The sequence below is a fragment of the Phocicoccus schoeneichii genome, assembly GCF_014635565.1.
Lineage (GTDB): Bacteria > Bacillota > Bacilli > Staphylococcales > Salinicoccaceae > Phocicoccus > Phocicoccus schoeneichii.
On the sequence record NZ_BMDB01000002.1, the window covers coordinates 216,523 to 240,446 of the forward strand.

Below are 23,924 nucleotides of genomic sequence, written 5' to 3' on the forward strand. Positions count from 1 at the left end.
TAAAAATACTATATTTCTCCGTAACGAATGTGATATTAATTTTTTAAAAGAATTTATTATTGAACTTCAAGGGCTGTTTTATATCAAAAAAAATCGACCTCTTTGAAACGAGGTCGATTTTTTAATTATTCTACGTCACTCATCATACGCTTTATTTTAGGGCTGATGAAGATCAATAGGATTGCGAGTACAATCGCTACAAGTCCTGAGTATAAGAAGTATTGCTCTGTACTAATCACCGCATATAATTTAACCATTTGTGCGTTCAGTCCTTGTGCCATCGCGTTTGTTAAGAACCATAGTGACATCATTTGTGAACGGAATGCTTCTGGTGATAATTTTGTTGTTGTTGATAATCCAATAGGTGAAATACAAAGTTCCCCAACTGTTACAAGTAAGAAGCTAAGTACTAACCATAATGGGTTGATTAACTCACCTGTTCCTAAAGGAATCACCATGACAAGATATGCAGAACCTGCTAAGATCGCACCAATCGCAAACTTAATTACTGTTGATGGATTACGTTCTCCAAGTCTAACCCAAAGTCTTGAGAATAATGGTGCTAATAGCACAATAAAGATTGGGTTTAATGACTGGAACCATGCAGCTGGAATTGTGAAGTCAATTGCACCATTTGTTAGGTTTGCAATGCTTAATTCCGTCTTAGTATCTGCGAATGCTGCTAAGATTGTCGCACCTTGTTCTTGAATCATCCAGAATGCAACTGCAACAATGAATAATGGAATGTACGCAATTACGTGAGTACGCTCTGTTTTTGTTACGCTCTTAGATGAAACCATTGTAACCACAAGAACGATTGGTAAAATAACACCAAGAATCGTGATGAGGTTTGCGAAGTTACTAATTGTAAGAGTATTAGTTACGTATGCAATCAAAGTGAACACTGCAATGATAATTAAAGCAGTCACAAGTAAAATCACAAAACGTTTTTTCTGTGCGCCGACTAATGGATTCGTTGGTTTCATACCAAGTTCGCCAAGGTTTTTACGACTGGTTAATAAGTAAGTCACAAGACCAGCAAACATCCCAAATGCTGCAAGTGAGAAACCGATATGGAAACCGTAGTTCACTTGTAACCAACCAATTAGAAGTGGTGAAATTAATCCACCAAGGTTGATAGACATGTAGAAGATTGTGAAACCTGCGTCTACACGATTATCGCCTTTTTCATATAGTAAACCTACATTTGTTGAAATGTTTGGTTTTAACATACCTGTACCGATAATTAAGAATAATAATGCAAGCATCAGTAATGTAAAGTTATTCGGTAAAGCAAGTAGTATATGACCAATCATAATCAGAATACCACCGTAGAAGATCGACGCGCGAATACCAAGTATTCTGTCGGCAATCCAACCACCGATGATACCACTCATGTAAATTAATGCACCATAAATTGAAACAATTTGTAAAGCTGTACTTTGCTCGAGACCAAATCCACCTTTAGCAACTGAATAATAGATATAGTAAGCAAGAATTGCTTTCATACCATAGTAGCTGAAACGCTCCCAGAATTCAGTAAAGAATAAAGTGGAAAGTCCACGCGGGTGTCCAAAGAATCCCTTTTGTGGGACGGACGATACGTTATTATTTTGGGACACTGTTGTTACCCTCCTTAAAAAATGACTTAATAAGTGTAACACATAACAGGTTTATGAGTCATAAAAATTTTCTTACAATTATGTAACTTTTAAACAGATAAATACAGATCAACCATTGAGACTAAAAATGCATTATATAATAGAAGAAACTTTTAAATTCTAAAATTAAAAACCTTTGAAAAACCAACAGTAAGTAAGGGAGACTACTATCTTTGTGAAAAATTGGCTATAATGGGTGAGAGAAACTTTTTGGAGGAATTTTTAAATGACTAGAAAAACGTTTAATGCACCAACTGTAGGAGCATCAGGCCCATACTCTCATGTAGTGGATGCTGGTGACTATGTATATTTCTCAGGGCAGACGGCAATGAACAGAAATGATGTAACTGAAAAGCCTGGCTATGCTGAACAAATGGATATTGCGATCGAAAACTTATTTGATGCGATGGCTGAGGTTGGTGTTAAGGAAACTGAGATTGTTAAAGTGAATATGTTTATTACTTCAATGGATATTTTTGAAGAGATTAACGCGGTGTATGCTGAGAAATTTACGGCGCCGTATCCTGCGCGTACCTGTGTGGCGGTAAAGGAATTGCCACTTGGTGCGGACGTTGAGATTGAGATTGTGGCGAAGCGTGGTCTTTAATATAGAATTTTGACTCCTATCATTTAATTTGATGGGAGTTTTTTTATTGTGTGTAATAACTTAATCTAATGATGTTTTACGGAATATTAACCTATTGATAATAAGGAAATATTACAATTAAGATAATGTATAAAAAATGTATGATTCTGTTTGTTTTAGGGAATAGGGTTTAGGTAAATACATAATTTTCAAAAATTGGAGGGATTTAATAATGAAAAAATTATTAAGTGTATTATTTGTAATGGGATTATCATTCTTATTAGTTGCGTGTGGAGATAGTTCTGATGAGAAAGAAAAAGACACATCAAAAGAAGAAACAGAGACAGAAGAAATAAAAAAAGAAGAACCTGCAGAAGTAACTGATGATGGTAAGGAACTATATGAAGTTGGACAAACGACAGTTGTAGAGAGAGTTACTGGAATTAAATATGAAGTAACACCTACAAAATTTGAAGTATTAACTGACTATAATGGCAAAAATATAGAGGAGTATCTTAGTGGATCTATCGATGCCGATCGTATTCTAGTTATTACATATACTGTGAAAAATATTGGTGAAAAAGAACTACAGCCAAGTCATGATACAGTTATTCATTTTGATGACAGAGAAAATTATTCAGGCTTCCCAATGGAGTTTAGAGATCGAGAAAAAGCGGATGAAATGCTTGCGTCAGGTGAAGAAATTGAATTAGAACAATATTATACAGATCGAATTGATACTAAGGATGAATTCTTAGGCGCGTTTGATTTCGAAGAAGAGGGAGAAACGTGGTATAGATACTCAGTCAGTGATGAGGCAAAAGCATCATTAGACAATACTGAAGAAGACGAAAATTCTGAAGACTCAACTAGCGATAATTCAACAGAAAACAAAGAAGCAATTGAATTTGGAGAAACAGCTACTGTTGAAAAATTCAATGGTGCGAAGTTTGAAGTAACGATTGATAACTTTGAAATCTCAAATGGCAATGAATTAGTTGTAGATTATACAATTAAAAACGTTGGAGAAACAAAGATGATACCCGGATCAGATGCGCTTCTTTACCTTGGTACTGAAGAGGATAAGGGAAAAACAATGCTACTAACAGATTATGAAGAAGCAGAAGAACCCCTTGATCCAGGAGAAGAAATGAAACTTCAGCATACTTATGCTTCAGATGATTTAGACGAAAACAAAGCGTATATATTAAGAGCAGCAACAAATGATTTAGGTGACGGAGAAACTAAGTTTAAAACGAAATAATATATAAACAATAAGGAGTAAACATTATGAAAAAATTATTAAGTGTATTATTTGTGATGGGACTATCATTCTTATTAGTTGCGTGTGGTGATAGTTCGGATGAGAAAGAAACGGATACTTCTAATGAGAAAACTGAAACAGAAGAAGTAAATAAAGAAGAGTCATCAGAAGCAGATGATAAGACTGATGAAAAAGTAGTAGAAGTCGGAGAGACTGTCGATGTAGAAAGTTTTGAGTGGGATGTTCCGTATCAGGTAACCGTAAATTCTGTTGATCTTGTTAGTGAATATAATGGTGAAGATATTACAGAATATGTTAGTAATGCTGATGAGAACATTAAATTTCTTGTGGCGAATACTATAATAAAGAATACTAGTGATGAACCTATGATTACTGGAGAGTACGTGATTCCTAGACTTGGTATTGATACAGAAGGCAGTGGTGAGAATTTCATTTTTGAGTTATCAGAAGAAGAGCTCTCAAAAGAAATTGCACCTGGTGAAGAAGTAGACTTGGATTTTGTATTTATACAAGATCTACTAACTGTTCGTGATCCAGAAGGGAATGTATATTTACATTTCGAAGGAATGACAGATGATCAGAAAACATACAGAATACCTACAAAATAATCAATAATATATCCATGTTTAAACTATACGTGAGATTTAGACATGGATATTCATTAATAGCTTTAAGTGTATATATTAATAAATGTAAAGATAGATAACTAAGGGTGAAGTGATGCCTTTAACAGACCCTGAAAAAGCAAAAGAGCCACTTGAGCCAGGAGAAGAATATGAACTTGAACATACTTATAGTTTAGATGATTTAGACGAAAATAAAGAGTATATATTAAGAGCAGCAACTAATGACGCTGGTGGTGGAGAAACTAAGTTTAAAACGAAATAATATAAACAATAAGGAGTAAAAATCATGAAAAAATTATTAAGCTTACTATGTGTCATGGGACTATCGTTCGTACTAGTTGCGTGTAGTGATAGTTCTGATGAGAAAGAAACGGATACTTCTAATGAGAAAACTGAGACAGAAGAGACTTCAAGTGGTTCTGATCAAGCTCAAGGAACTGAAAATGAAGATGCGGTATATGAAATTGGTGAAACTCTAACAATGGAAAGTTATGAATGGGAAGTTCCTTACCAAGTGACTGTTAAAGCAGTAGATATTACTAGAGAATATAATGGTGAAGATATTACTGAATACGTTGGAAATGCACAAGATACGAATAATTTTGTTGTAGCTAAAACAGTTATAAAAAACACGAGTGATGAACCTATGATTCCAGGTGAGTATGTAGTACCGAGACTTGGGGTTGATATGAATGGTAACGGCGAAAATTTTGTTTTTGAGTTATCTGAAGAAGAGCTTTCAAAAGAAATTGAGCCTGGTGAAGCAGTTGAATTAGATTTTGTGTTTCTAGAAAATTTAGCTCATGCTGATAGTGAAGGAAATTTCTACTTACACTTTGAAGGTTATACGGACAACCAAAAATCTTATAAAGTACCAACTAAATAATAAGGAGTAATCATCATGAAAAAATATTAATTGTGATGAGAAAGTTATTTTATTTTTAGAGAGGCAATAAATGATTTACTCGGTAGAGGGTCTATGGTTGAGTAAAAATATTAATAGGGATAAACAGGTGAATGGATTGATTAGCTAAAATTACAACAACAATTTTATCAATAAAAATGACCAAGTTTATCTCTTTTTTAAAATATTAATTCTTATTTCATAAAAAATTAAAAGTAAAGACAAACTGCTGATATGGTATCAAATTTATAAAGTTAAAAATTGTTTAGAATTCATTAAAATTGTAAATATATAACTAAGGATAAAAAATTCCGAAAAATCATTTACAGCAATATAAACACTGTGTTAGCATAGAATCAAGTTATCCATAAGTTTCTAACAAAGAAAATATGAGCGAAAAACTTCTACAAATTCAAAGGTAAATGGTGAATATCATGCAAAAAATAAAAGTACTATATATAACTGATAATAATGACTCTGAGTATCCAGATTTACTGATGAACTACTTAAATGTAAGCGAATATAGAAATAGATTAAGTATTGAGCAAGTGGATGCTAAGTTGATAAATTCTGAAATGGATTCACTAGACTACATAGCTGTTTTAACGGAGGTTGACCCAACATTATTAGAGCTGAATAATAAAGATAATGTTTTATATTTAACTGAATCTGCTTCTGTAGAAAGTAACTCAATCTTTAAATACCAACCCTTGGATCAAATATTTAAAGCAATTTTAAATTTATATTACGATGATAAAGGAAAATTACTTTCAACAAATGATAGAAAGTCAACCTCTATTATCTCATTTACTTCGGCAAATGGTGGGACAGGAAAAACTGTTTTGTCACTAAATTTCGCAAAGTTTTTAGCATCACATTCTTTAAAAGTATTATATTTATCACTTGAGAGATTAACTTCCTATAACTCTTACCTAGTAGGTGAAAAGGAAAAAAGCTCAGAGTTGTATTATTACTTAAAAGATGATCCCCTTAGATTATTCAATAAACTCCCCCAGCTAATCGATACAGATAAAGAATTAAAAATAGATTTCATACCAACAAATCTAGAACTTGATGAAGTTAAATCACTCACAAAATTGCACTTAGAAGAATTATTAAAAACAATAGTTGATTTAAATGAGTATGATTTCCTAATAATAGACATGGATTCTGAAAATAATATGTTAAGAGAAGAAATTATGAGTAGAAGCCACGAAGTATTTTGGATTTTAAATCCAGATGAAACAAGTTTTATGAAAACTCATTTTCTAATTGACACTGAAGAATATAAAAAAATAGTAGAGAAAAAAATGGTGCATTTTATAATTAATAATTACGGTGGATCCATCTTTTCAAATAAGTCTAATTTTGAATTATCGCCAAAAGCGTATATCGATCATCAATCTGGTTGGCAAAACATCAATGACAGAGAGAAATTGTTAGGCGACTCAAAAATTGGTATTAAACTTCTTAAATGTCTACCTAAAATCTCTATAGGATTAGAGGAGGATGAACATGAAGGAAGAGTTTAATCAAATATCTAGTCTAAAATTTGAAAAACAAGATACTGAGAATCAAATAGTATCTCACTTAACAGAAAAACTTAGAGAAATACTGGATTTCATGTATTCAGTCTCTAATGAAGAATTAAAGGAGTTAGTAGAGGAATTTGTAATTACATATTCTAAACAATTTCCAATAAGTTCCGATGAAATGAGTTTAGTAATTGAAAGAATGTATAACTCATTTCGAGGGCTCGGTGTATTACAGCCTTTGCTAGACGATAGCGATGTCACAGAAATTATGGTCAATAATCATCAAGAAGTCTTTATAGAAAAATTTGGTGAAGTAACAAAATCAAATGTGAGATTTGAATCCCCACAAAAACTAGAGGATACCATTCAAGCAATAGTATCCAAAGTTAACAGAGTCGTAAACGAATCTACCCCAATTGTAGATGCAAGATTAGAAGACGGATCACGTGTTAACGTTGTACTCCCTCCAATAGCCTTAAAAGGAGCAACAATGACTATCAGAAAATTTCCTGAACATGCATTAACAATAGGGGACTTAATTCAATCAAAATCAATTACTCAAGAAGTAGCAGACTTCTTAGAGAATTTAGTTGTTGCAAAATATAATATTTTTATTGGTGGAGGTACAGGCTCAGGTAAAACAACATTCTTAAATGTTTTATCCAACTTTATCCCTAAAAATGAACGAATTATTACTATTGAAGACTCAGCTGAGCTACAAATTAAAAGCGTACCAAACCTTGTAAGTATGGAAACTCGTAATGCTAACACGCAAGGTGAAGGTGAAATTACAATTAGAAATTTAATTAAAGCTTCACTTCGTATGAGACCAAACCGAATTATTGTAGGAGAAGTTCGGGGAGAAGAAGCATTAGATATGTTACAAGCAATGAATACTGGTCATGATGGTTCATTATCAACGGGTCATGCGAACTCAACTTACGATATGCTTAGTAGACTAGAAACCATGGTGTTGAGTGGTGCAGAGTTACCAATCTCCGTAATTAGAAACCAAATCTCAAGTGCCATTGATATTATGATTCACCTATCTAGATTCAGGGATCATTCAAGAAAAGTGGTAGCAGTGTCTGAAATAACAGGTATTGAAAATGGAGAGTTAATACTAAATCCCTTATTTGAGTTCAAAGAAAGAGGTGAGGACAGCAATGGGAAAATAATCGGCCAATTAGAACCAACTGGAAACTCACTACAGGATATCTTGAAACTCCAATTAGCAGGTATGTATGATGTAGCAGAAAAATATGGTAAACAATCTGCAGAGGAGGGTTAGCTATGGATATATCCCAAATTGTAGGTTTAATTGTAGTTGTCATAGCAATATTCGCTTTTATACTCAGAAGATTTAAGGATGAAAATCGACAAAAAAGAAAAAGACTAGAACGGCAAGAAAATGAAAAAAGAAAAAGATCAATAGCTGTAATAAGTAGTAGAAGTAGAACAGATAAATTGATTGACTATAGTTCATATCAGCTAAGTTTTACTGAATATATAATTACGATACTAGTTTCAATGATTGCTATCTTCGTGATTGGTCAACTATTTTATGACAATTTATTTATCACAATACCATTATTGACGTTAGCATTTTTTGCACCTAAATTTAGACGTAAACAATTAATAGAAAAAAGAAAAGAACAACTCACGTTGCAATTTAAGGAAGCGGCGGCATCCCTATCTTCCTCACTTGCGGCAGGTCAGTCAATTGAAAATGCACTTAGAGAAACCTTAAGAGATTTACTACTTCTCTATCCTGATAAAGATACATACATTATCAAGGAGTTAGGCATAATAAATCGACGTGTTGAGAATGGAGAAAGTGTAGAGCGCGCATTTAGTGACTTTGCTCAAAGAACTAATATCGATGATATTATGAATTTCTCAGATGTATTTGTCACTTGTAAAAGAAGTGGTGGAGATTTAGTAGATGTTATAAAGAGAACAGTAGATGTTATTAATGAAAAAATTGAAATACAGCAGGACATTAAAGTATTAGTATCTCAAAAGAAATTCGAATCTCGAATTATTGGGGTTATGCCATTAGCTATGATTGCTTTTTTAAAGTTTACATCCGGAGATTTTGTAGCTCCACTTTATGAATTTGGCACTCCAGGACCTCTAGTGATGACGTTTGCACTTGTTTGTACAATAGTCAGTATGGTTATAAGTCAAAAATTGATGAAGATAGAAATGTAGGTGCAAGAATGAAAATATTTATCTTAATATTAGTGATCTTAATTTTGTACTTATCACTTAAGAAGAAAGAACAATATTCATTATTTTTGACACAATATAAAAAAGAGTTATTACTTCCAGTAATTGCGCCATTCAGTCTGTTTATAGTAGACAAACTAGATATCTATAAGAGGTTTCCAAAACTATCAGGAAATGTACATCAAAAAATGATAACTCTAAGAGGCGTTAGAAATAGCCAAACATTTACAAAAATTCATTTCTCAAAGGTTGTCACAATAGCAACAATAAGCATCCTAGTATTATCAATGATATTTGTTTCACAGGCTGAAAAAGATTATACATTACTATTATTCGCAGCATTTATGATGTGCTTGATACTTTATATGCAATTTAAAGAACTAGACACAAAAGTTAAAAAGAGAAAAGAACAAATTTTAATCGAGTTACCAGAGTTTGTAAATAAAATCATATTACTTGTAAATGCGGGTGAAACTGTACAAGGAGCTATTAATAAATCTGTTTATCAAAACCTTAATAGAATTTACGATTCCCCACTTTACTATGAATTAAACGAAACAATGAATAAATTACAATCAAACGCTTCATTTGAGGATGCAATGAAAGATTTTTCCCAGAGATGCGGTGTACAAGAAGTTTCGGTACTCACTACGACAATCATGATGAACTATAGAAAAGGTGGTACTCAGCTTGCTGATTCTTTAAAGGATTTATCAAAATCCTTATGGGAAAAAAGAAAAACGATTACAAAAATCAAGGGTGAAGAAGCATCATCAAAAATGATTTTCCCTATGATATTTATATTCGGTGCTATATTAATAATTATCATATATCCAGCATTATCAATGTTTTAGAAGTTGAGTTTTAAAATATAAATAAATTTAGGAGTGTTTAGTATGAGAGAATTTTTTGTAGAATTTTGGGAAGATGAAGAAGGTTTAGAAGTTGTAGAAGTATTATTAATTTTAGCGGTATTAGTAGGAATTGCGATTATGTTTAAAGATCAAATCACAAACTGGGCAACAACATTATTTGATACTATTGAATCAAAATTAGGAAATTTCTAAGGAGAGATAATTATGAGAGAATTTTTTGTAGAGTTTTGGGAAGATGAAGAAGGTTTAGAAGTCGTAGAAGTGTTGTTAATTTTAGCAGTATTAGTAGGTATAGCGATTATGTTTAAAGGTCAAATTACAGACTGGGCAACAACATTATTTGACACTATTGAGTCAAAATTAGGTGGATTTTAGTTCACCCTAATATTGAGAGAGGGTGATTAAATGAAGCGATTTTTAAAAGACAATAAGGGAAGTATGACATTAGAGGCAACATTAGTCTTTCCTTCCCTTTTCTTATTTATTTTATTAACAACATTTGTATGTATCATAGTTTTTCAAATGGGTATGGCGAAATATGCAGCGTATCAAGTATCTAACACAGTCGCGTTTAATTATTCCAGCTCTAAAAAAGATGAAAACGGTATGTTGGCAAGTCCCGAATATCTAACTGGAAATTCAGCTGGAGATGGACTTTATTGGAGATTAGGTGAAGGGATGTCAGAAGTCCTTGGACAATTTGGCTTTTCTGGTGGTAGTAATTTAGAAGGTCAAAAATTCAGTCCATATGCTGGTCAATCTTATAAATCTATATCGATAGACAATATATCATCTACAGGGACTGTTTTTCTCTATAAAAAGATCGATGTCGAGACATCAATTGGTATATACATCCCGGAATTTGCACAAAACATTATCGGTGCTGAAAAAGTGAAGGGTAAATCTTCGAGCATTGTTACAGATACACCTGAACTAGTTAGAGAATATAATTTTATCAAATTTTTACTTAGTTTCTTAGATGTAAAGCTTACAGGTACACCAATTACCGACACTGTCAAAGAATGGTTACCGTAAGGAGGATTACATGTTTAAAAATTTTATTAAAGATGAAAAGGGCGTTATAACATTAGAAGCCGCACTTGTAATACCAATAATGGTAACCTTTATATTGATCTTGGTTGGAATCGTTCAAGTTGGTGTCGCTGAAATGGCTCTTCAAGAGACCGTTTCTGAGACAGCGGAAACGATGGCGCACTATAGTTATGTATCAGAGAAAGTATCGGATTATGCCCATAGTGAAGCGGATGCGATGTTAAGCGAAGCAGTATCTAAAGGTGGGAAATATACTAATCACAATAGTATTGTAGGATATTTTTTAGAATATGGTAAATCCACAATCAGTGGTCCTATATCCGATAAAATAGATGGTATTTTAGACGGGGCTACAGAAAGTATAGGAAATAACCTGGGGAAAGAATTATATAAAGAGAGAGTCGGAAATGGTACTTTTTTTAATGGTGATAATGTACAAATTACAACGACATTAAATAAACCATATGTGGAGGTAGAAGGTATTGTGACATTGCCGCTAACCTTACCATTTTTCTCTAAAGATTTAAAAATAAAGAAAAAAGCTGTTGAACGACAATGGGTAGGTAAAAGTTAGGGGTGTAAAAAGTGAAGGAATTTAAACGCTATATAAAGTCCTTTTTATTTAAAAAGGATGGGTCTGTTTCAATTTTTGCAATTAGCATCATCCTACCCATTTTTATATTTAATGCGATTTTTATAGACGCTATAAGGGTAATGACAGCAGAAAGACAAATAGAGAATGCAGTAGAAGCAGCAATTAGATCAGCAATGTCAAATTATGATACTTCTGTAGCACAACACGGATTATTTGTTACAGACGACTCAGCTATTACAACATTCAATGAAGTTATGAATAAACAACTTTACTCTAGTGATGAGCTAAGTGGGTTCAATAATTTATCGCAAATCAATATAACAAGTTCTTCAGCAAACTTTCAACCGCAAACGGATATTCTTCAAAAAGAAGTTTTTGAATATCAGGTAAATGAATCAATGAAGTATCAAGCCCCCATTCAAATGGCTGGTGAATTTGCACAATTTTTAAAGTTAGCAAAATCTGATAAGTCTGATGTAGAAGAAATAGATAATGTCGAAAAATTTGTCGAAAATTTTGAAGAAATAATGGACTTAGTGAAAAAAAGAAATGATTTATTAAAAGATTACACTAAACGTGTTGAGCATCTAGAACGTGATACTACAAAAAAATATACCGATGATATTATTGGTAAAGAAACATCTGGACCAGCAGATGAAATACCAGAAAATATTCAAGCTAATATGAGTGATTTAACTAAGTATTTCCCTGAGTATGTGAAGCTGGTTAAGCAAGAAAATGAAGATGATGAAGATAAGGAATTAAGTAAAGAAGAAAAAGAAAAACAAGAAGAAGAATCCAAAAAATCAAAAAAAGAGATTGACTATTACGAAAAAGCGAGAAGTAAATTCAATGGTGAAGGTATTAAAAATTCTATTAAACTAATCGGAACTTATGAAACAGCAAAGGAAGATATACCTAAAGCTGTGTTTGGAGATGGTGGTACTTCAAAGAATCCAAAAAAGAACTCGGCAATGTATTATAATCAAGAAGCAAAAAAATTAATTGGTGACGATAGTGAGCTTTCTGAACTAAAAAAATTAATTTTAGAGGATTCGTTTTTTACATCCATAGAAAGTAGCTTTGAGGAAATGGATAAACTCTTTAAAACAGAGTCAACTAATTATAAAGGTATTACAGATTTCACTACTGCACGTAATTATGGGCTCTATGTGCAAGGCTCAATATTTAGTCTAACAACGGTCTTTGACACTGGCGCAGATACTCAGCTACCAAAAGTTTCTAAAACAAGTACAGAGGCATTGATAAAAGACATAAATGTAGAAATAAAGAAACTGACGGATGCATGGAAAAAATTTGAGGACTCATTAAAAGTCTATAATGAAAAAAATAAAGATGGTAAAGACATGGAAGATGCTGAAAAAGAGCAAGAAAAAAGTCTAGGCGATTTGTTTGATAAAATAAATTCTATAACAGATACTGCAAATCTTATTGGATCAGATCAAGAAACTTACAATACATTGTTAACCTATACTGAAAAATATATGGGTTCTAGTTCAGATGGAGAATTTTTACTTGAAAATAGTAAAAAGGATTTGTTCGCTCAAGCATTTGGTAAATTAAAAGAATTATATAGCTTACTTACTGACCCAAAACAGATAAGATCTGAGATATATATGAATGAATATGCAAAAGCTAACTTTTCAATGGAAAAACCTTATGAATTAACAGATCCACATAGTTATTCATATGATTCTAAAGCACTTCTTTATGTGGTTTATGGTCATTATATGCCTGGAGCAAATTATGTTCATTTTCTAATGGAAGTGATTGCAATTATGTTGGCATTAAATTTAATGGATAAACTGATGAATAATCCACTTAGTAGATTAGGTTGGGTTGGTGTTGCACTTGCTATAGGGTTGGCAATTTTAGATACGATAGATGACCTAAACGATTTTATTAATGAAAGATATAATTTCAAGTTCTTTAAAGGGAGAGCAAAAAATTTAAAAATGACCCCAAGTACTTTTGCATCCGTATTGTTCTCTGTTAGAACAATAGATTCCGGCTTTAATGCAAATAAAAGAATTAGAATTCTTTCAGGTATTTCAGAAAAAACAAGTGTAGACTTTACTGAGACAGGGAATACGATTCTTACAGGTAAAGCAACAGCTGAAGTAAAACTATTGTTCTTACCACAGCTATTTCCTGGTGAAGTAAGTGGAAATAGTAAAACGTTTGATGTATCAAAATATTATAACTATTAGTGAGGAGAAAAATTATGAACAAAAAATTATTACTTTTATTACTTAGTGGAGCATTATTTTTATCCGCATGTAATGACGAAGAATCTAACAATAATTCTGACAAAGAAACTACAAGTGAGGCTACAGAAGACACAAATAGTGAGTCAGAGGAATCGAATGAAGAAACAAATAATGAAGAAAAAGTGTTTGACATCGGGGAAACGATTGATTTAGAAAGTTATGAATGGGAAGTTCCTTATCAAGTGACTGTTAAATCAGTAGATGTTACTAGAGAATACAATGGTGAAGATATAAATGACTATATTATAAATGCTCATGAGGCAGATAACTTTTTTGTAGCTAAAACAGTTATAAAAAACACAAGTGATGAACCTATGATTCCAGGTGAGTATGTAGTACCAACACTTGGAAGAAATATGAATGGTAATGGTGAAGACTTTGTATTTGAATTATCTGAAGAACAGCTTTCAAAGGAACTTGCTTCAGGAGAGGAAATTGAATTGGATTTTGTATTCCTAGAGAATCTAGAAAGTGTTGAGGATCCTGACGGAAACTTATTTTTACACTTTGAAGGTTATACTGACAACCAAAAATCTTATGTAGTACCAACAAAATAACTTATGTAAATATCCATGTTTAATGGATGATTTATATCCAGGGGGTAAACATGGATATTCAATTTATTTTTTTAGCAATTTTTTTATTAGTAGTATTTTACTATGACGCATTTAAACAAGTGATTCCTAACTGGTTAAATGTTATAGGAGTCTTAGGTGGTTTAGTAATTAACTTATTAGTAGGAAGTATAGATGGGTTATTATTCTCATTTCTAGGTGGATTAGTTTGTGGACTAATTCTCCTAGTCCTTTATATTTTTAAAGCATTGGGGGCAGGGGATGTTAAACTCTTTATTGCAATTGGATGTATAAGCGGGGTGCTGTTTGGGCTATATGCGCTGATGTATTCAATTATATTTGCTGGTGTTATTGGTGTTCTTTATCTAATATTCACAAGAACAATTTTCAAACAAATAACTCTAAGTGTAATACACATGAAGGAAAGTCTCCAAAAAAAATCTTTAACACCAATGGATGAATTCAAAAAAAATGTTGCTACCAAGTTCCCATTTATTTATGCGGTATTACCTGGAGTAGCAGTTACATATTATTATATGATCATACTAGGAGGTAACTAATGAATATTGGTCCAATAGAATTTAGTAGTGAAGAAGATATTATAAAACTAAAATGTACAAACGTTGATTTGAAGATACAAGATCTAGAATCATTAGCATATAAAATGTTAGACCACAATGATATACCTCAGTTACTTCCAATAAATTTCAATAAAAAAAATCATCAGGTAAATATTGAGTACAATAAAAAAGGATATATTTCATTATCAGAATATCTTGAAAAAAATACTATAGAGTACTCTCGGTTTTATGAAATTTCACTAGCAATAATCAATGCAATAAAATCCGCACCAAATTATCTTTTAAACAAAGAGAAGTTTATTTTAGATCAATCAAAAATCTATTTAGGTAAATTAATGTCGGATGTTAGAATTTTATATGTTCCTATAAATGAGTATGATTCGAAAGAAAATGTTGAAATTTCATTTAAGAGGTTGATGTTCGATCTTTTAAAAAATGTAAAAGATATTTCTAACAGTAATTTCATAACACTAACAGAATTTTTAAAAGATGATAACTTTACGTTGGACAATTTTAGAAAGCTTCTTGTTGATGTATCACAGGGAATTAATACAATTACCAACTCTTACATTGATGAAAATGAAAAAGTTGATTATAAAACAGTTAAGGAACTACCTGCCCCTAGTAGAAAAGAAAAGTTATACTCATCTTTAATTGCAGCTATACTTATTGCCATTATTTGGAGTCAATTACCTACTGGAACTGACCTACAGCTAGCAATTGCTTTCCTATTAACAGTTGGGGTACTTGCTCTACTTTATGTTTATTTTAAAGTGTGGAGACCAGGTGTCGAAAAGATTGAAGTTAAAAAGAAAACAAAACCTAAAAAACAAAAAAATGTTGAGCCGTCTATAGATTTAAGCCCATTAGATTCAAAGGCAGAGCAAATTAGAGAAAAAGACTTTGATTCATTCTATTTTAATACAGAAATTGAAGCGTCTGTAGAGCCTAAAGAGTTAAAATCTGAGGTTACAGAAAATGAAACAGAACAAAGCCTAGTTGAAACAGAAGATTCATTTGTACTATCTGATAAAACAACCTTACTGGATGATGAAGAAGAATTAAAGAGAAACGTAAAAATGAATACTCTATCAGAGTCATACGGAAATTTATATGTAGGAGAAAGCAGAATCACTCTTCAAAATGATTTCGAACTCATTGGTCGAGAAAGACTCGAGCAAATGGTTTCTAAAGAATTTCCAACTGTTTCCAATAAACATCTAGAAGTAAAAAATGAAGAGAATAATATCTTTGTTAGAGATTTAGGATCAAGTAATGGAACTAAGAAAAATGGAGAATCTATAAAACCACTTACATTTTATAAACTTAGTGATGGCGATGAACTAACATTAGGAAATACTCTTGTTGTATTTAAAGTGGATGTGATGTAATGTACGTGGATAATATTGGTATTATTAATGCAAAGGGCAGGTTTAAAGAACAAAATGAAGATTATCATCTAGTAGTAAAAAATACTTTAAATAATGATAAAACTTCCTATTTTGCTTGTATTGCTGATGGTATGGGTGGTTATGATAATGCTAATGTTGCGAGTCACTTTGTTATTGATTCTTTAGAAAATTGGTGGAAAAACTACCTATCTAACCATACAAATGTAGATCATTTGATTAATGAATTGGATTCAGAACTAAGTAAAGAAATTAGTAAACTAAATCATGAATTAATCGAAAAAGGAAAATTGGAAGAGCTTAAATATGGAACAACACTTTCTATACTAATCATCATTGAAAATGTATATTTTGTATATCATGTTGGAGATGGAAGAGTGTATAGATATGATAGTAACTTGAAATTTGAAAAAGGTACAATTCCTTTAGATGAGAAAAATGGTTTGACGCAACTTACCCTAGATCACACTATATCTAATCTTAGTCAATATCCAAATGCAAATACTGGTACTTTGACACAATGTATAGGTGTAAAAGGAGAAGTGGATGTATTTCAGACATTTGGAACTTTCAATAAAAATACATTTTTTATTTTATGTACAGATGGAGTGTATAAAAGTTTTGAGAAAAGTGAGTTTGAACAATTCTTTAGTAGTGAAAAGACTGCTCAAGAAATTGTAGATAATGTGTATAATGAAATAAAAGATAGAGAGTTTACTGATGATATTTGCTTAATTATTATTAATGATTTAATAGACTAATATTGGGGGTGCCTCATTTGAATCTAGAACATAAAGACTTCAAAGTAATAAATCATATTACTGATGGAGGTGCCTCTAAAATATATAAAATTAATTATAATAATGAAATTTGTATTCTTAAAATTAGTAAAGATCAAAACTATATTAATCAGGTTCAAATAGATAATGAAATTGAGGTACACCAGTTGATATCTCATAATCATATTCCTACATTAAAAGGAACTCTAGTTATAGATGAAAGAAAAGCAATAATTTTAAGCTTTATAAAAGGCAATAACCTCGCTCATTTAATTGAGAATAAAAAAGTAAAGTTCAATAATGAAGAAACTAAAAAAATTATTTTAAACTTGGCTAATATTATTAAAGATTTTCACAGAGTAAAACCCTCAATAATTTTAAGAGATATTAAGCCTTCCAACATCATAATTAATGAAATGTTGGAAGTTTTTATTGTTGATTTCGGGATTTCTACAAATGGTATGACAAAAACTGCAAATAAAGCGTTTGGAACAAGGGGGTTTACAGCCCCTGAAGCTCATAACAACGGCGTCTATGGCATAACCTCTGATATTTACTCTATTGGCGCAACATATCAATTTATTGAAACAATAGAGAATCTAAAATCAACAAGAATTATTGATAAGTGTATGAAGCACAATGAGAATGAAAGATATCAAACTATCGATGAACTACTTATAGATTTAGAGTATGAAAATAAAATCTCATTATTCATCAAGAAAATAAAAAGCATATTCTTTAAAAGGAGTTAGACATTATGAAACGTATACTAGCAATGGTTATATTTTGCTTAATTTTAGCAGGATGTGGAAATAAGGCGGCCGACAACTTAACTTCTTATAAAGAAGCTGTTCTAAATGAAGATTCATCAGCACTTATTTCACTAGTAGAAATGGAGGATGAAGAGCTCACTGAGGATGAAGCAGAGGCGTATTTTAAACTTATCAACGAAATGTATTCTGAGGAAGAATTTACTGAGCTTGTTGATAAGGAAATAGAACGAATGGAAGCCAAAGCAAAGTCCGGTGAAATTAAACCAGATTCTGATCTTGGATTTGAATTTTTACTAATTGAAAATGACGGTGAAGTAGAGTTAGAGATTCCGAGATATAAGATTGGTCTAGATTTACCTTCAAGTACTTATCAAATTACTGCTGGAGTAAATGACTTAACAGTAGAAAATCCACATGGTAATAACTATCAGGAAATTGGCGTGTATGTTCCTGGTATATATAAAATTGAAGGAACAGCTACAAAAGATACTGTTGAAGGAGACTACAGTATTTCTATTGACTTTACAAAGCCACAAAATGAACGTGCGTCTATAGATGGTAATGTTTATAGCTTTAGAATTGATCAGGGTTATTCAAATACTACAATCAAAAAAGTATTTGTTAACGGTGAAGAAGTATCAAAAAATGAAAACGATATGTATAGTGTGAAACTCGAAAATAATACTCCTACAATAAAAACTATAATCGATTTTCAAGGAAAAGAAGTTGAGTCTAAAGAAGTTAAACAAGATCTAAAATATATTGGAATTAACAGTATACCTCTTGAAATTGATGAGTCCAAGTTACAAGAAGCAGAAGAGGATAATAAATCTAGTAAAGGTGTTGAAAACACAATTACTTCATTATTCGAGGGCACTGCAACAGGATTATCTCTAACTTCTGCTGATGCAGCTGTTAAAAAAGCGTTAATTAAGAATGATTTCGCAGATAATGATGTACATGCAGAATATGAGAAGTTAATAGATAAGTATGCAGAAAAAGGTGCAAAGTTCGAATTCTCAGTGCCAACAACTAAGAAATTAAGTGAAGATAAAAATGATTTCACATATGAAGTGTCTTCGGAACTAACTAAAGATGGAAAACCTGTAGATTCATTAAAGTTTGAAATGGAATTTGTGAAGAAGAACGATAAGATGCTTATTAAATCTGTCAAAGAAGTTGAGTAAAACTATAGCGCATGCCTAATTATCTTAGGTATGCGTATTTTTATCTTGTTATTATATAAATTTGGAGGTCTTACAGGCTTTAGTGCCTAAAGGGAAATTTTTGGATCTTCCGTGGAGAACGTGGTGAGTATGCGCTCGTCAGCTGCATGGTAGCTCCGGGCTTCGAGTTCGACAACTTTAAACTCAAAAGTATGTTTCCTTTTTTTCATACAAAAGCACCCCTTAAGTTGGATATTAAGTCCAACTTAAGGGGTGCAGATCAATGCGTTCTCTCTTACTTATTTTTTGTATATTCTTTAATAATCATGGTGTCATCTTTTTTAATAAATTTAAATGTAAAGTTATTGGTTTGTAAATGCTCATCGTTTTTAGTGATTTCAACTTCAACGTTATAAGTATAGTCTGAATGCTCACCGATAGGCTCTGCTTTACTTATTTCATAAGTAAATTTAGCATTTGTATCTGCAATTTCATTGATATAATTAATATAATTTGTATTTAACTCATCATCAGCAAATCGATGCTTGAGCATCATATTTCTATCTTTTTCTTTATTACTTAAAGCATTTTCTGATTGAACAGCTAATAGTTTGAGTGCCAAATCAATAGCGCGTTCATCCTTTATTTCTTGTTCTATATTAGCGAGAGATTCTTCTGGGACTTCCAACTCAAATATAGTTGTTTCAAAGAAATCAGGATTGAAATTAATAGGATCTAGCGTAAAATCTTTTCCTTTATACTCAGACATGACTTCAAGAACAACTTCTTTTGAATCTGACTTGAAATAGTAAATATTTTCATCATATTTAGTGTCAGTTATATCGTTCCCGTCAACAGAAACTGATTTTATGGGCAACCGTGTATTATCTAAATTAATTTCCACAGCGTACAGATCACCTGATAATGTCACACGCTCATCCGCATTCTTATTGAAATCAATATCAATAGTAAAGTTTACATCAGTGTCCCCTTTGTTCCCTTTACCACTATAGTTCATGATTATAGGTACAGATTTACCTAGAACTTTTTCATACTTATACGGTTGATTAACTGTCAGGTCATTAATACCAAATTTTACAGGAAACTGACCTTCTGGGAAATTAGTAGCAAGTTCGTACCTAGGAATTGATAAGCGAATGTCCTTGTTTTCAATTTTTGTTACAGTTAATAAGGAGTAATCATTCTGTTTTTTAGGTGAAAGTACCACTTCTTCTGTCCCTTTTTTTAGAGTATCAACAAGTTCTGTTAACTCTTTTGTTAAAGATTCCTCATCATATTGTTCGTGAATTAGCTTAAGATACCCCTCTGCTTCATCTTCAGTAAGTGGTTCGTCTTCCATTTCGATAATGTCAATTAAAGCTTCTGTGTCTTTCTCTAGAACTGCTGTTTTATATGTATCTATTTTTGTGTCATACGTATTACTACAACCTGCTAATATGAACACAAAACCCAATAATATTAGTAATTTTCTATACATATTTCCCTCCTGAAATGATATAAAGTTTAACCACACAAAGAAATCTACTTCTCTGTGTGGTTAGAAAATACATGTATCTTAAAGTTCTACAATTACACGATCATCTTCGGGATTGTTGAAGTTTATTTTTAGAGTGTATGGGAATTCCTTATCTTCATATCTTACTTTAGCTGTTGCCTTATATTCAGTAATACCAGGTGCAATTTTTCCAATGTGAATTCTTTTTGTAGTATCAGTCCATTCTTGAACCTCTAATGGGCCATACTGAATCGTATAGATACCTGGTGGGAATTCCGCAGTCACACTATATCTTGGAATGCGTACTTGTAGTTCCCCATTTCTAGTTTGGAAAGAAGCAATTTCGTATCTTTCCCCTTTTGTTGAAGACAACGAGCTACTGTTTGCATCATCTTTAAAATCATCAATAATCGCATCTATGGCTTCTTCAAATTCTTCTTCACTATAGTTATCTTTTATTAAAGCAAAATAGCCTTCAGCTTCTTCTTCCGTGAGATCAGTCATTGACATCTCCGCCATGTTAATAAGCGCTTCACTATCTTCATCTAAAACTGCTTTTTTAAAATCTTCTACTACAGCTGTTTCTTCACTGCTACCACAACCTGCTAATAAAAGAGTGAATCCTAGCAAAATAAGAAGTTTTTTAAACATAATTTTCTCCCTTCAGATTTAATAGATAAGCTAAATTTATCATATTATGTAAGTGGTTTCCATAAAATGTAGAAACTTTAACATAGAATTAATGGTACACATAAAACATTAATATTATAATGAAAAGAATAGTGAAATTTGGAGGTCATTCATGAAAACGAGTCAGTATTGGATTGATCATTTAAAGTTAGAGCGTCATGTTGAGGGTGGGTATTTTAGACAGGTGTTAAAGTCAGATTCTCATCACGGTGATCGTGCGCTCTACACGAGTATTTACTTTCTCTTAGAGCACGGCAATCCGTCGCATCTGCATCAATTAACTGCTGATGAGGTGTGGTATTACCATGCCGGGCATTCTCTCACTGTTCATACAATTTCTGAAAGTGGAGAATACGAGGCAATTAAACTCGGTACGGATCTCGAAAATGGTGAGGTTTTACAGGCTTTAGTGCCTAAAGGGACAATATTTGGGTCTTCTGTGGATAATGTGGGTGAGTATGCACTCGTCAGCTGCATGGTTGCTCCCGGGTTCGAGTTCGACGATTTTAAACTATTCACTCAAGATGAACTCATGGAAAAGTTTCCACAACACGAAGCGGTTATCAGAAAATACGCACTTAAAGAGATTGAATAAAAAAACTGCCGGAGCGATATCATCTCCGGCAGTTTTTTTAATTCTTCATAATTTCTTCTAAAAATCGACTCACACGCGTGAGCTCTAACGTATAGTTCTTAATGACGTATGGATTTTCAAGCATCTCTCTAATATTGTCGTCGATTTCACGCACAATATTTGGTGTCAGTGCTTCGCCTAGAAGTGCGTTGTTTTCATCGACGAGTGTGCCGACTTTATTCATAACCCCAACATCTGTCTTAAAGATCATAAACGTGTTTCTAACGATCTCAAGCATCTCATCCGGGCTTGTCGTCGCCACCTCGCGGTCGATTTCTTCTTTCAGGACACTTTCACTACGACGGGCTTCCTCTTGTTTACGTCGTTCTTCTGGGCTTACAATCGTATCTTGGAATCGGTCATCTCGCACAGTCTCTAGTACGTTCGGTATTCCAAATTCTAAGAGTTCATAATTCGATAGCATCGCAAAGCGCTTCGCAAATTCGTAAGATGAAATCCCGCGGTTCACGCTAGAATTGTCAGTACGATATTCTTCCGCTTGCACCATTACGGGTTGTGCAGCTAAAAATCCTTGGAGCAATGCTTCAGTCGTATTATCATTGATGCGCACTGTGCCCAGGTAAAACTCTACTTCGTCAGAGTCAATGTCTTTATCTTTTACAAGCATATACTGCATAATCCCTGAAGTATTGTTTGTTATAAAGTAGTTTACGATATATCCTTTTGGATCCATTCTCTACACCTCACTACTTACTTTAGAACTTACGAGACAGAATTTCAAAAGAAACGGTGAATGTTCTAAAATATGTCAGAAATAGAGAAAACCCTCACAGGAGAAGTGAGGGTTAGATGTAAGTTCTAGATGCATGTATCAATTTTGAAAAAGAGGTACCATAATTTATTTAATGCCAAGTGCAGCAGGTGCTTGGACGAGACCATTCCCATACCAGTTCCAGCTACCAAGATATTTGGCAGAGTTATTGACTCTATTTCTGAGCTCCTGTGCGCTCAGATAAGGATTTTGTTGTCTCATGAGGACATAGACACCAGCAACGTGAGGTGAAGCCATAGATGTACCTGTCATACTAGCGTACGTACCACCAGGCATTGTTGAATAGACATTGTATCCTGGTGCTGAAATCTCCACAGTATTACCTGTAGAAGAAGACCCTACGCGATTATTGTATTGATCGACGTTTGCTACTGCGATAACAGAATCATGACGTGCAGGATAGTCTACAGTATCGCCATAACCATTTCCGTCGTTACCCGCTGCAGCGACGATAATGATGCCTTTTTCGTAATAAGCATAGTCAACCATTTCGTGAATCGCTTGTGAATATGAATTCGATCCAAGGGACATATTGATGACTTGTATACCATTGTTGATAGACCATTCAATCCCTTTTGCAATATCAACGAAACTACCACGACCATCAGCTTTTAATACTTTAACAGCATACAAATCAGCGTGAGAAGCGACCCCAACGACACCGATGTTGTTGTTCAGAGCGGCGATAGTTCCAGCGACGTGAGTCCCGTGACCATTCGGGTCAATATAAGGATTCGCATCCGTCCCGTATGTATACGGAGAATATCCCCCAACAACACGTAGATCAGGGTGATTCGCATCAATTCCTGTATCTAAGACAGCCACTTTGACACCCCTACCGTTGTAGCCATAAGAATAAGCCTTCTCAGCTTGAACATTCTCTATGCCATAAGGAACCGTTTGAGCATTCGACTGATAAGACTCTTGGTTCTCTTCTACGTACTCAACGTGCGGATGTTTCTCAAGTTGAGCAAGCTGTTTATCCGTTAACTCCAATGCGTATAGGTTTAAATAATCAAACTTATAACGATCTTCTTTAGGAACATCATACTTTTCAAGCAATCCGTTGACAGCAGGACCATTAAACTTAACTAAATAAGTATCCTTGTGTTCGTCTGCTAATGCGTTAGGGACGATGAATAGAAAAGCCAGTGTAACCATTAGACATGTAACTATGAATCTTTTCATACAATACTTCCTTTCTTCATAAATTAGAATAATTGAGTGACAGGTAACGAGCCTTCAATGATAGGTTCTAAATCTATAATAAAATAGATTCCTAAAAATAATATGAACTTAGGTGTAAAACGTTTCATAGCTATCTCTCCCTTTTATATTTCTAATACTAATGATAAAGTGGGAATA

Annotated in this window: 26 protein-coding genes and 1 pseudogene; 22 read left to right on the top strand and 5 right to left on the bottom strand. The window is 32.9% G+C overall.

Features of this window, described 5'->3' with window-relative positions; genetic code table 11:
• Window positions 1-125: 125 nt before the first annotated feature.
• A complete protein-coding gene (locus IEU51_RS06220) occupies window positions 126-1,622 on the bottom strand; it encodes a peptide MFS transporter (protein ID WP_186085949.1) in 1,497 nt (498 codons plus the stop codon).
• A gap of 265 nt (window positions 1,623-1,887) precedes the next feature.
• Between IEU51_RS06220 and IEU51_RS06225 the strand changes: the two genes are divergently transcribed.
• From IEU51_RS06225 to IEU51_RS09435, 21 genes and pseudogenes are all read left to right on the top strand, one after another.
• Window positions 1,888-2,268 carry a RidA family protein gene (locus IEU51_RS06225; protein WP_186085946.1) on the top strand — a complete coding sequence of 127 codons (381 nt, stop codon included), beginning with the start codon at window positions 1,888-1,890 and terminating at the stop codon, window positions 2,266-2,268.
• A gap of 211 nt (window positions 2,269-2,479) precedes the next feature.
• Window positions 2,480-3,511 carry an LptM family lipoprotein gene (locus IEU51_RS06230; protein WP_186085943.1) on the top strand — a complete coding sequence of 344 codons (1,032 nt, stop codon included), beginning with the start codon at window positions 2,480-2,482 and terminating at the stop codon, window positions 3,509-3,511.
• Window positions 3,512-3,537: 26 nt separating this feature from the next.
• A complete protein-coding gene (locus tag IEU51_RS06235) occupies window positions 3,538-4,140 on the top strand; it encodes an LptM family lipoprotein (RefSeq protein ID WP_186085940.1) in 603 nt (200 codons plus the stop codon).
• Between the two features lie 112 nt (window positions 4,141-4,252).
• Window positions 4,253-4,420, top strand: a complete 168-nt coding sequence (locus IEU51_RS06240) for a hypothetical protein (RefSeq protein ID WP_186085937.1) — start codon at window positions 4,253-4,255, stop codon at window positions 4,418-4,420.
• A 24-nt stretch (window positions 4,421-4,444) separates the two neighbouring features.
• Entirely contained in the window at window positions 4,445-5,044 is a 600-nt protein-coding gene (locus IEU51_RS06245; RefSeq protein ID WP_186085934.1) for a hypothetical protein, read from the top strand.
• Between the two features lie 452 nt (window positions 5,045-5,496).
• Entirely contained in the window at window positions 5,497-6,594 is a 1,098-nt protein-coding gene (locus IEU51_RS06250) for an AAA family ATPase (protein WP_186085931.1), read from the top strand.
• A complete protein-coding gene (locus IEU51_RS06255) occupies window positions 6,572-7,888 on the top strand; it encodes a CpaF family protein (protein ID WP_408634887.1) in 1,317 nt (438 codons plus the stop codon). Before IEU51_RS06250 ends, IEU51_RS06255 begins: the two co-directional genes overlap by 23 nt.
• Before the next feature lie 2 nt (window positions 7,889-7,890).
• Entirely contained in the window at window positions 7,891-8,811 is a 921-nt protein-coding gene (locus IEU51_RS06260; protein WP_186085925.1) for a type II secretion system F family protein, read from the top strand.
• 8 nt (window positions 8,812-8,819) lie between these two features.
• Window positions 8,820-9,683: a type II secretion system F family protein gene (locus IEU51_RS06265; RefSeq protein ID WP_186085906.1), complete on the top strand. Its 864-nt coding sequence runs from the start codon at window positions 8,820-8,822 to the stop codon at window positions 9,681-9,683.
• 42 nt (window positions 9,684-9,725) lie between these two features.
• On the top strand, window positions 9,726-9,896 hold the full coding sequence (locus tag IEU51_RS06270) for a Flp1 family type IVb pilin (protein WP_186085888.1): 171 nt from the start codon (window positions 9,726-9,728) through the stop codon (window positions 9,894-9,896).
• A 12-nt stretch (window positions 9,897-9,908) separates the two neighbouring features.
• Window positions 9,909-10,079 (top strand): Flp1 family type IVb pilin, encoded by a 171-nt coding sequence (locus tag IEU51_RS06275; RefSeq protein WP_186085885.1) that lies wholly within the window; start codon window positions 9,909-9,911, stop codon window positions 10,077-10,079.
• Between the two features lie 30 nt (window positions 10,080-10,109).
• A complete protein-coding gene (locus tag IEU51_RS06280; RefSeq protein ID WP_186085883.1) occupies window positions 10,110-10,739 on the top strand; it encodes a TadE/TadG family type IV pilus assembly protein in 630 nt (209 codons plus the stop codon).
• 10 nt (window positions 10,740-10,749) lie between these two features.
• A complete protein-coding gene (locus tag IEU51_RS06285; protein WP_186085880.1) occupies window positions 10,750-11,331 on the top strand; it encodes a TadE/TadG family type IV pilus assembly protein in 582 nt (193 codons plus the stop codon).
• An 11-nt stretch (window positions 11,332-11,342) separates the two neighbouring features.
• Window positions 11,343-13,583 carry a TadE/TadG family type IV pilus assembly protein gene (locus tag IEU51_RS06290; RefSeq protein WP_186085877.1) on the top strand — a complete coding sequence of 747 codons (2,241 nt, stop codon included), beginning with the start codon at window positions 11,343-11,345 and terminating at the stop codon, window positions 13,581-13,583.
• 14 nt (window positions 13,584-13,597) lie between these two features.
• Entirely contained in the window at window positions 13,598-14,200 is a 603-nt protein-coding gene (locus IEU51_RS06295; RefSeq protein ID WP_186085874.1) for a hypothetical protein, read from the top strand.
• A 50-nt stretch (window positions 14,201-14,250) separates the two neighbouring features.
• Window positions 14,251-14,778, top strand: a complete 528-nt coding sequence (locus IEU51_RS06300) for an A24 family peptidase (RefSeq protein ID WP_186085871.1) — start codon at window positions 14,251-14,253, stop codon at window positions 14,776-14,778.
• The gene (locus tag IEU51_RS06305) at window positions 14,778-16,190 is read left to right on the top strand and encodes a DUF6382 domain-containing protein (RefSeq protein ID WP_186085868.1); all 1,413 of its coding nucleotides are present in this window, start codon (window positions 14,778-14,780) and stop codon (window positions 16,188-16,190) included. Before IEU51_RS06300 ends, IEU51_RS06305 begins: the two co-directional genes overlap by 1 nt.
• A gap of 5 nt (window positions 16,191-16,195) precedes the next feature.
• Window positions 16,196-16,969, top strand: coding sequence for a PP2C family protein-serine/threonine phosphatase (locus tag IEU51_RS06310; protein WP_188349290.1), 774 nt, complete (start codon window positions 16,196-16,198; stop codon window positions 16,967-16,969).
• Between the two features lie 17 nt (window positions 16,970-16,986).
• On the top strand, window positions 16,987-17,739 hold the full coding sequence (locus tag IEU51_RS06315; protein WP_186085862.1) for a protein kinase family protein: 753 nt from the start codon (window positions 16,987-16,989) through the stop codon (window positions 17,737-17,739).
• A 5-nt stretch (window positions 17,740-17,744) separates the two neighbouring features.
• A complete protein-coding gene (locus tag IEU51_RS06320; RefSeq protein WP_186085859.1) occupies window positions 17,745-18,947 on the top strand; it encodes a TcaA second domain-containing protein in 1,203 nt (400 codons plus the stop codon).
• 104 nt (window positions 18,948-19,051) lie between these two features.
• Window positions 19,052-19,129: pseudogene (locus IEU51_RS09435) on the top strand (cupin domain-containing protein); the annotation flags it as partial.
• 92 nt (window positions 19,130-19,221) lie between these two features.
• Here IEU51_RS09435 and IEU51_RS06325 read toward each other — a convergent pair.
• The gene (locus IEU51_RS06325) at window positions 19,222-20,424 is read right to left on the bottom strand and encodes a hypothetical protein (RefSeq protein WP_186085856.1); all 1,203 of its coding nucleotides are present in this window, start codon (window positions 20,422-20,424) and stop codon (window positions 19,222-19,224) included.
• Between the two features lie 78 nt (window positions 20,425-20,502).
• Window positions 20,503-21,093: a TcaA second domain-containing protein gene (locus tag IEU51_RS06330; RefSeq protein ID WP_186085853.1), complete on the bottom strand. Its 591-nt coding sequence runs from the start codon at window positions 21,091-21,093 to the stop codon at window positions 20,503-20,505.
• A 151-nt stretch (window positions 21,094-21,244) separates the two neighbouring features.
• Between IEU51_RS06330 and IEU51_RS06335 the strand changes: the two genes are divergently transcribed.
• The gene (locus IEU51_RS06335; protein WP_186085850.1) at window positions 21,245-21,727 is read left to right on the top strand and encodes a cupin domain-containing protein; all 483 of its coding nucleotides are present in this window, start codon (window positions 21,245-21,247) and stop codon (window positions 21,725-21,727) included.
• Between the two features lie 37 nt (window positions 21,728-21,764).
• Here IEU51_RS06335 and IEU51_RS06340 read toward each other — a convergent pair whose 3' ends face one another.
• Entirely contained in the window at window positions 21,765-22,460 is a 696-nt protein-coding gene (locus tag IEU51_RS06340) for a hypothetical protein (protein ID WP_186085847.1), read from the bottom strand.
• A 165-nt stretch (window positions 22,461-22,625) separates the two neighbouring features.
• Window positions 22,626-23,747, bottom strand: coding sequence for a S8 family peptidase (locus tag IEU51_RS06345; protein WP_186085844.1), 1,122 nt, complete (start codon window positions 23,745-23,747; stop codon window positions 22,626-22,628).
• Between the last annotated feature and the right edge of the window lie 177 nt (window positions 23,748-23,924).